Origin of the sequence: Polynucleobacter sp. JS-Fieb-80-E5 (assembly GCF_018882015.1) — a bacterium.
Lineage (GTDB): Bacteria > Pseudomonadota > Gammaproteobacteria > Burkholderiales > Burkholderiaceae > Polynucleobacter.
Genome location: NZ_JACVPH010000008.1, coordinates 121035 through 127883, shown reverse-complemented (window position 1 = coordinate 127883; position 6849 = coordinate 121035). Strand labels below are relative to the sequence as shown.

Here is a 6849-nt window from a genome sequence, read left to right as displayed (position 1 = left end):
TAGGTTACAGACCACCAGCACCCCAAACCCAAGTACCCCAAATAATACAAAATCAACCCATGTTGCTGCAATGATTTACTATAGAAAAACTCTCTTTGGTAGTGGACCTAAATTGACAGCAGTTCACTGATATAGCTGCAGCTGGCATTAATCTACTGTTAGCTGCACCAAGAGCAGCTAAGTCCACTAAAAAAAATGCTTTCGATTGGTTTAAAAATCCAAGCTCGTCTTTGATTGGGTCTTTGGGCGCTAACACATCATGGAAGGATCAAGGCTTATGGGTAACTCCGATGCGCTGGGCGATATATGCAGTGAGTAGTACTTTTTTAGGGCTAGGGATTTATACATCCTGGCTTGCTATAGATAATTGGCGCTGGAAGCGTAATATGGATCTGAGTACTGTCCAATTCTTGGCGCCTGAAACCGTTTCTATCATTACTCAAAGCAAAGGTGATACCTCAATCACTGAGGTATTTGTTAAACAGGCAACTCAGGAAGCACGTAAGAAAAGTCTCGCTACAGACGCTGATTTTGTTGCAATGGCTGGCAAACTTCAACAGCTAAAAACTGCCCTGGGTAAAGAGTCAATCAACAAAATGGAATACGACGGCTATTGCATTGACTTTGATTTTAAGCCTGGGGGTGAACTACTCAGCCCTAGAGTGGTTATTCAAAAAGCTCAATCATTGGGCTTAATGGTTAATGACCTTGGGAATAACCGATACCGACTTCAGCCTTATGCAGGATTATGAATATTTCTTAAGGGTCTTAGATTGATAGACATTAATCGAAAAGCCCAAGCGATTCTGCTGCCTTCTCAGTGCTGTCTTTGTTTGAAAATACCTCTACTTCCGGAATGCTTAGCTCTAAACCAAGACTTTTAGCTAGATTCATATCACTCTGAACCCGCCTAAGAAGTTGCATCCTAAAAGCCGCTGGTATGTTTATATGCGTTGCCGTTTCTCTTAGACGACTTGCATTTACATGAAGTTGATAGGCTAATTCAGTTAGATCTGCGTCCAGAGTAAGTAGATTTCTCTTTTTTGATCGTTTATTTGCCATTTTTTTATTCCTTTTTGGTTAATTATTTACATCTGCTCATTCGCGTTTAAATTTAGTGAATATCAAACGGTGAATCTTTAAGAACATACTTGATTCAGCGGGCTATTAATTTGTGCTACTTTGTTAATAATCGGGACTGGGCATCAGAAAACCTAGCCCAACCCTGACTTAATCCCTCGCGTCCGCATCTGACCTAACTGCAACCCATGAATGTCAGCCTAGTTCCCGTACTTGCAGCTCGAGTCAGTGCTGATCGAAGAAGATACCCACCACAGCTATTAATCTGATCGGTAGCCTGCGCCATGACCTGCATCATCTTGGTGCCGTAGTGGGTAGTTAAAAATACTCTGGAATGCGACTTCTGGTACTCAAGGAGTACCCCACATACTCGTTCGCCCTTTACCATCTTTTGCTCGAGAATAGGACGCCAGAGTGGGCACACTGCGGCACTACAACGTTGGTAGCGAGGACAAGAGCTGTAGTCATTACTGCTAGTGGACATTCTCGTCACCCCCAATGTCCTCTGAGCTCAAATCAACACAGTTTGCATACAGACAGTCAAGAGCTTCAAATGACTTCAACTCAATTTCGTGAAATTTACGAATGCCGCCCTCATACTCATACCAATATCTCAAACTTTCAATTGCTGAATACTCTGTAAAGCTAAGTAATTCATTGAATAGTTCATGGCGAATTTCTTCCTCATACTTTAAGTAGGTGGCCTTGCCATAGTTTCGCCATACCGCCCTTCGTACAAGCTCCAGGGCGTTCCTGTAGGATTTATGAAGGGTTAAATGGTCCTCGCTGTAGTCATACAAAGCATTCATAACTCTCTCGTAACACTCTTGAGATCCATAAATATCAATCTCACTGTAATCGTCTGTTGTTGTTTTAAAGTTTGTCATTTCATTATTCCTTTAAGTTCATAAAGGTTTGTACGGTATTTGCGGTTTGTTTCACACTCAATAGTTACTTCTTTAAATATTGCTTGAGTAGTAAGTAAACCGTTTAAACCGTAGAAACCGTTTTTATTGATTAATTTGATTTAAATTGCCATCACGCACATCACACTCTAGGTACCCATATAAAAACAGCGGTAGGGGTTGGTCCTCCAAGAGGTTCGCTAGTGTTGAGACCACCATCCATAGCTGCTTTCTGGATAAGCGCGCCCTTTCACCACATAACCTGACCCACACAAAGTTGTCGCGCTGCTCTTCTACCTGACTGCGTATAAGACTCCAGAGCTCCTTAAGTCGGATTGTTTCTTCCGGGGTTAATACAAGCATTGGATTGTTTTTATGATTCACTTTGTCTCCTTCTTTGTTATGCGCCATGATTTGGCGTTATCTCCGCCTGAGCTGTGGCATTCAAGCTTCATCCCGGCGATTAATCTTCCGTTTCTTTTTTTAAGGGCCTTTCCTAGTGACTTTGATGACGCCCAATTTGGTCCTACAAGCTGCTGTAGTGACTCTCGTAATTCCTTTGGCTCGACATCAGTCCAGTCATTGGTAGCCTTACTGATGACCTGCTTTGCTGTCACCCACTCAGATCCAAAAGTCTTTAACCACTCTTGAAAAAGCTGAATAAGCATTTCAATTTCTGGATCTTCGGCTTGATTTAATTCAATTGATTTGGCAATGTCTACGTATTGGCTTGGAGCAATGGTTTTTCCAATGTGTATGACTGTTTGCCTCACAAACGTGTCCCACTCTGAAAATGAACCGGTGTCCCCTATCTTCTTGGCGCCACTGCTAAGATAAAAACGAATGAGTGTCAGCGCCGCAGAGACCATGCGCTGCCGATCAAAGATGCACACGTCCTTCGGGTTGAGGTCAAAACTTCTAGCCTGGGGCCTTTCGGTCTGAGGGTCGATTCGGCAAATTAAGACCCGGCGACTCATGTCGTTTACCGGCGAGAAATTATTGCCAGTAAAGATCATCAACGTCTTGTTTGGAACCTCAAGCACAGTCTGCGTGTTAAATAAACGCTCTTTGATCATCTGTGATGTCATCATTCCAGCAAGCGCAGCAGAGTCAAACTCACCAACAACGTTATCCCAGATGACTGTTCTATCCCCGCTACGAATTGCCGTAAAGCCACGCTTTCTAACCTCGTCAACATTCCTAACATCCACATCTGGCCATATTGTTGGCTCGCGCCCGCTACCCAAAACCTCAACACAACCTGCAAGCAAACTCTTGCCGCTGCCCTGGACTGGCGCGTCGTAAGCAAACCCTGGTGAAGTTGGCAGGCAAGGCCTAACCACGACCGTTAGAAGTGCAGCTAGATGTACTGACCTTGCCAGCTCATCTACAAACGGGAATTGATTAAATGGCTCCATCAAAAGGTTAAGGGCCTTGATGGCCTGCATTTCAGTTGGGTATTCTGGAACAGGAACCAATGCGTCCTGAGTACTCAGTAACAAACCAGTGCGCTCGTCATACCCTTTGGTTGCTAACACCGAGCCGTCCGGCCTAAGCGTGGGCGACGAAACTACCGCCTTTAGCTCCTTAAGATGTCGGCTAATCTCCACGATACTTTTACAAAGAGTAGGTGGCGGATTCTTGAGCTTGTGGTCATGGTGAAACTGAATACACTTTCCAAGGAGGTAGCGCAGATTTGATTCCCTAACCTGCTTGATTCTCATATCATCCGTAACCTCTACTAGGCTATCGCCAAAGTCAAAAAGATTAGGCGTCCTTCTCATCACTTCTAAGGTCGCATCAATAACTTCAGCCTCTTTACCATCGAGAATTTCAATATTGATCGGACGGTTAAAAAGTCTAAAGTTAACGCCGCCATGCGCAAATGAATGCAGGTTTGGAAACGCACTACCCAGGAAGAGCTTGCCCACAAATCTTCTACCATCGTAGTTAGGCTCAAGTGGGTCAAGTGTCACGCAGCCGTTGTATTGCTCAGAATTTTCAAGCAGATGGGCAACCGTTAGCTCCTCTTCGCCATCCCTAGTTTTGACTATTACGCGCCAGTCGCCCTGTAGCTCTTTTTGGTCAATGGCGCGATAGACCATATTCTGCAGCTGAGCGTGGCCAAATTGCGGGTTAAGGTTTCGGTAATCATGTAGACGCTTTGATACCCAAGCTGTTTTTTGAACGTCAGCAAAGTCTAGGACGGCATTGCGTGCTCTAGCCCTATTTGCCTGCACCACGGACATCGATGCAACAGATAAATCTGATAGGAGGACTGAATTGAAAGAGGGATTTTTGCCAGAGATTATTTTAGGAGCGCCTCTACGCTGCTCAATGCCATCGTTGCACTTTGCTCCAGCACAAAAGTCAATCCGGTTAGTCTGCCAAACAGACTGATCAAACAGTGGACGCTCCAAAAGCGAACCCGACTCGCTGACCTCGTACCATCCAACACCTGATAGCCAAAGACGTGCGTTGATAATCTCACCCACACGCTCAATATCTTGAGCATCGTCTACGAGAATATAAAAGCGTATGCCCTTAACCCCTACAAGCTCTTGGTCCTTATAGTAAAGACAGCTTGAGGTGCTCGGTATCATCAAAATTTGTACGTCAGCTAACTCTGGAACTGCGCCAATAAGCTGAGCAATAATTTCACTCGCACTGTGAGCACGCGCTCCATCCTTGGGCGCGTCATAGTCGAGCATTAAGATGCCTCCGCCATCTGGCCACCCAAATAGTTCTTTTGCCCTGGGGGATTGATGGGCTGGCCTACCACCCTCCTCCCAGGCCTTGGTAGTGACAATCTCAGTAACCTTCTGTGGCGCAGTACCGTAAACCAAGCACTGGTTGTGGAGCAAAGAGTCAAGTAGATCGCCAAACTGCGTAAGGTTCTCCACAGACCTAAGCTCACACTTAGCCTGAACAATATTTGCTGATGTTGATTTTTTGAGGTTTGCCTGCTCGTCTAAGGAAAAGACTTTAGATACAACAGACGGTTTTGCGCTGCTCAGCAGCGTGAATGTGTAATGCATTATGAAAACTCCAAAGCGTATTCCAGCCTTAGTGGCTGGGATGTTGTGTCGCGTGCTTATGGATACGTTTTTTGCACACTCTCACCCAAGTTCTTGGGCCGCATGCTTACATTCTGATTGGCCTTATTCCACGGACCGTTCACGGTGTCACACCTAGGCTTACTGCAAAGCCGCAACTTAACAATGCAGTTGGTGGGCGCCCCTGCCCTCTCTCTTAGCCACCGCGCTTATCTCGGTGACCTTGAGCCGTTTTATGTGGAATCTCACCACAAAGCACTGCCTGCTTGCTGGCCCATCTGCACTGAGCCGCCACAACAAAACTGCTTTTTACCTCTTCATACTTTCCACTACATATTGCTGACGTCAATCCGCCCCAAATATGAATATTTATTTTTAGTCGTAGTCCAGATCATCATCGGAGCCGCTGTAAAGGCGATTTTCGTTACCCAGGACGTGGACAGGCAGCTTGCGCTTGTAGCCGTCCTTCGACTGCTTGGCGTTTCCGGCGGCGTTGCCACCCGCCTCGTCCTTGCTCGAGAGGATGCGTTTTTGGACCGACTCGTAGGCCGTAAAGCAAAACAGGCGCGCCTCTTCCTTGTTTTCTTCCCTATCTTCGCACTCATCGATTTTTAGGACATTATTACCAATCCATTCCAAGATTTGATGCTTTGGCGTATTTTTTAAGCGCACCTTAGAGGCGTGGTCAAAGGCGGTCTTGGCAATCCTCAATGCAGGGCTAGCCTTACCACGCTCTCGCAAGTAGTCTGCCCGCTCTTTGATGCTAAGCGCGCTCATCTCACTCTGATTCATTAACCAACACCGTAGTGAGCGCCTTTTGTAATGCTGCGTATTTTCTGGCCAAGGAGTGTCCGTCACCGTAGCCACGGCTGATGGATGGCTTACCCCAGCCACCAATCGATTCAGCCAGATACTCTGGTGTACCTGCCTGATCGAGCAATGTCTTAACGGTGTGGCGTGCCGAGTAGAGGGTCTTGCTAATGCCCAACGATGCAATATAACGATTAGTTGCCCCGCTCACGTTATCGCCTAAGACCTCATTGCCGTCACAGTACCGGGGAAAGACCACGCTATAAGTATGGGTCTCTAAATACTGCGCCAGAACTTTGGCTGCAGCAGGAATGAGTGGGACCTTGCGCACACTGTTCTTGGTCTTGAGGGTTCGGCTGCCATACTCCACCACATCAAAGTGAGGGTACTCTTCATCTAGGTAAAGGTCTTCACGACGCAAGCCAGCAGCCTCGGCGGGCCGAACGCCCGTCAAGCAGCAGACCAGAATCAAGACTCTAATCTCGTCACCCTTGCTAATACAGCTAGCGATGAGCTTGCGATATTCGTCTTGGCTAAAGGGTTTACGGGCTACGCTGTCCTTGCCCTTTTTCGGGATGGTGAGGCGCTCAAACTCATTACTAAGATTTAACGACTTCTCCTTAATCACGCTGTTAATGACAGCGCGTATAGTCTTTAGCTCACGCTCAACGGTCGTCGTCTTGACGGTAGTTAGTCGGTGCTTGATGTAGCGACGCGCCATCTCTCGGGTCACATCAGCTAGCGCAATGTCTCCACCGGTGACATCGTAGATATTCTTCCAGCGCTTGAGGGTGTTCTTCTTGAACTTTTCTGATGTGCCGTGCTCGTGATTCTCAAAGTAGACGTCGGTCGCCTGAGACAGGAGGATCGGCATGGGCTTGCTAAGCAGCAGCTGGGCGAGTTCGTCGACCTTGGTCATGGTTCCCGCCTGCTTCTTATCGCGCAGGTAATCCTCAATGTAGTCTAGGTGCGGGTATTCATACATTCCCTCCGGCACC

The 6849-nt window shown here is 46.8% G+C and carries 9 protein-coding genes; 1 reads left to right on the top strand and 8 read right to left on the bottom strand.

Features of this window, described 5'->3' with window-relative positions; all coding sequences use genetic code 11:
• The first annotated feature begins 242 nt into the window (after nucleotides 1-242).
• Nucleotides 243-752: a hypothetical protein gene (locus ICN44_RS11850; protein ID WP_216264122.1), complete on the top strand. Its 510-nt coding sequence runs from the start codon at nucleotides 243-245 to the stop codon at nucleotides 750-752.
• A gap of 31 nt (nucleotides 753-783) precedes the next feature.
• Here ICN44_RS11850 and ICN44_RS11845 read toward each other — a convergent pair whose 3' ends face one another.
• The 8 genes from ICN44_RS11845 to ICN44_RS11810 all read right to left on the bottom strand — a co-directional run bounded on the left by ICN44_RS11845 (nucleotide 784) and on the right by ICN44_RS11810 (nucleotide 6836).
• Nucleotides 784-1062 (bottom strand): hypothetical protein, encoded by a 279-nt coding sequence (locus ICN44_RS11845; protein ID WP_216264121.1) that lies wholly within the window; start codon nucleotides 1060-1062, stop codon nucleotides 784-786.
• A 193-nt stretch (nucleotides 1063-1255) separates the two neighbouring features.
• Complete coding sequence (locus tag ICN44_RS11840; protein WP_216264120.1) at nucleotides 1256-1564, bottom strand: hypothetical protein; 309 nt, start codon at nucleotides 1562-1564, stop codon at nucleotides 1256-1258.
• Nucleotides 1554-1967, bottom strand: coding sequence for a hypothetical protein (locus tag ICN44_RS11835; protein WP_216264119.1), 414 nt, complete (start codon nucleotides 1965-1967; stop codon nucleotides 1554-1556). The genes ICN44_RS11840 and ICN44_RS11835 overlap by 11 nt, the downstream gene beginning before the upstream one ends.
• A 123-nt stretch (nucleotides 1968-2090) precedes the next feature.
• Nucleotides 2091-2369, bottom strand: coding sequence for a hypothetical protein (locus ICN44_RS11830; protein ID WP_216264118.1), 279 nt, complete (start codon nucleotides 2367-2369; stop codon nucleotides 2091-2093).
• Entirely contained in the window at nucleotides 2366-5023 is a 2658-nt protein-coding gene (locus ICN44_RS11825) for a hypothetical protein (RefSeq protein WP_216264117.1), read from the bottom strand. Before ICN44_RS11825 ends, ICN44_RS11830 begins: the two co-directional genes overlap by 4 nt.
• 214 nt (nucleotides 5024-5237) lie before the next feature.
• Nucleotides 5238-5390, bottom strand: coding sequence for a hypothetical protein (locus tag ICN44_RS11820; RefSeq protein WP_216264116.1), 153 nt, complete (start codon nucleotides 5388-5390; stop codon nucleotides 5238-5240).
• A 26-nt stretch (nucleotides 5391-5416) separates the two neighbouring features.
• Nucleotides 5417-5833 carry a hypothetical protein gene (locus ICN44_RS11815; protein WP_216264115.1) on the bottom strand — a complete coding sequence of 139 codons (417 nt, stop codon included), beginning with the start codon at nucleotides 5831-5833 and terminating at the stop codon, nucleotides 5417-5419.
• Nucleotides 5820-6836, bottom strand: coding sequence for a tyrosine-type recombinase/integrase (locus ICN44_RS11810; protein ID WP_216264114.1), 1017 nt, complete (start codon nucleotides 6834-6836; stop codon nucleotides 5820-5822). The genes ICN44_RS11815 and ICN44_RS11810 overlap by 14 nt, the downstream gene beginning before the upstream one ends.
• Between the last annotated feature and the right edge of the window lie 13 nt (nucleotides 6837-6849).

Excerpts from the sequence above, each read along its gene's own strand:
- ICN44_RS11845 (WP_216264121.1), bottom strand. The coding sequence starts at position 1,062 with ATGGCAAATAAACGATCAAAAAAGAGAAATCTACTTACTCTGGACGCA.
- ICN44_RS11840 (WP_216264120.1), bottom strand. The coding sequence starts at position 1,564 with ATGTCCACTAGCAGTAATGACTACAGCTCTTGTCCTCGCTACCAACGT.
- ICN44_RS11835 (WP_216264119.1), bottom strand. The coding sequence starts at position 1,967 with ATGACAAACTTTAAAACAACAACAGACGATTACAGTGAGATTGATATT.
- ICN44_RS11825 (WP_216264117.1), bottom strand. The coding sequence starts at position 5,023 with ATGCATTACACATTCACGCTGCTGAGCAGCGCAAAACCGTCTGTTGTA.
- ICN44_RS11815 (WP_216264115.1), bottom strand. The coding sequence starts at position 5,833 with ATGAATCAGAGTGAGATGAGCGCGCTTAGCATCAAAGAGCGGGCAGAC.
- ICN44_RS11810 (WP_216264114.1), bottom strand. The coding sequence starts at position 6,836 with ATGTATGAATACCCGCACCTAGACTACATTGAGGATTACCTGCGCGAT.